Source organism: Rhizobacter sp. P3_B12, from assembly GCF_056402895.1.
This window is the reverse complement of the sequence record NZ_JBFUGN010001330.1, coordinates 1-1329: the sequence shown is the minus strand read 5'-3', so window position 1 is coordinate 1329 and position 1329 is coordinate 1. Positions and strand designations below refer to the sequence as shown.

The following is a 1329-nucleotide window of genomic DNA, read 5'->3' as shown; positions in this document are numbered from 1 at the left end:
ACCGGACAGCTCGGTCGGCTTGTGCGACGCGCGGTCGGCCAGGCCCACCAGCTGCAGCGCGATCGCCGCGCGCTTCTTGCGCTCGGCGGCCGACAGCTTGGTCAGCAGCAGCGGCAGCTCGACGTTGCGCTGCGCCGACAGCATCGGCATCAGGTTGTAGAACTGGAACACGAAGCCGACCCGCGAGGCCCGCCATTTCGCGAGCGCCGCCGATTTCAGCTGGTCGATGCGCTGGCCGCCGACRCTGATGCTGCCGCCGGTCGGCGCATCGAGCCCGCCGATCAGGTTCAGCAGCGTCGTCTTGCCCGAGCCCGACGGGCCCATCAGCGCGACGAAGTCGCCCTGGTCGACATCGAGGTGGATGTGGTGCAGCACCTCGACCTTCTGGCGGCCACGCTCGTACACCTTCGACAGGTCGCGGATCTCGATCAGCTGGGCCATGGGTTCTCCTGTGGGTTCCGTCTTGTTGAAATGCAGGTCACTCGGTGTCGTCGGCCCGCACGGCCGCACCGTCCTTCAGCGCATCCGGCGGCGACACGACGACGCGCTCGCCGGCCTTGACAGCGTCGGGCAGCAGCTTCTGGCCGCCGATGTCGCCCGCCGCCGGCTTCACGCTGCGCTGCTGCGCGCGGCCGTCGGCGACGACGAACACCACCGTGCCGCCGTCGCGCTGCACCAGCGCCTGCGGCGGCACCAGCACGCCCTTGGGCACGGGCGGCGGCGCGCCATCGGCGGCTGCGGCCGGCTTCGCGCTGAGGAAGGACACGCGCACGCCCATGTCGGGCACCATGCGGGCGTCTTTCTGTTCGAAGCCGACACGCACCTTGACTGTCGCCTTGCCGCGATCGGCCGACGGCACGATCGCGATCACGTGGGCCGGCACGCGCCAGTCGGGGTAGGCATCGAGCACCGCCTCGACCGGCATGCCCGGTTTCACCTGGCCGATGTAGGCCTCGCTGACGTCGACATCGACCTCGAGCGAATTCATGTCGACGATGGTGCCGACGCCGGTGCGCGTGAAGCCGCCGCCGGCCGACAGCGGCGAGACGATCTCGCCGACCTGCGCGGCCTTCACGGTGATGATGCCGGCGAACGGCGCCCGCACCGTCGTGTAGTCGAAGTTGACCTGGGCCTGCGCTACCTGGGCGCGCGCCGCGTCGGATTCGCGCTGGCGCGCCTCGAGCATCGCGGTGGCGCTGGCCAGCGCGGTGCGGGCCTGCTCGGCGCCCTGCTTCGTCGTCATGCCGCTGGCCGAGAGTTCGTCCTGGCGCCGCGCATCGGCCGCCGCCTGGGCCAGCTGCGCCCGGGCCTGCGCCACCTGGGCGTGGG

The 1329-nt window shown here is 71.4% G+C and carries 2 protein-coding genes; both read right to left on the bottom strand.

What is annotated here, in order from left to right:
* On the bottom strand, positions 1-441 hold a 441-nt coding region (locus AC1D01_RS34960; protein ID WP_477874151.1), incomplete at its 3' end, for an ABC transporter ATP-binding protein.
* 37 nt (positions 442-478) lie between these two features.
* Positions 479-1329, bottom strand: an 851-nt coding sequence (locus AC1D01_RS34955; protein WP_477874149.1) for an efflux RND transporter periplasmic adaptor subunit, incomplete at its 5' end; no start/stop codon positions are given.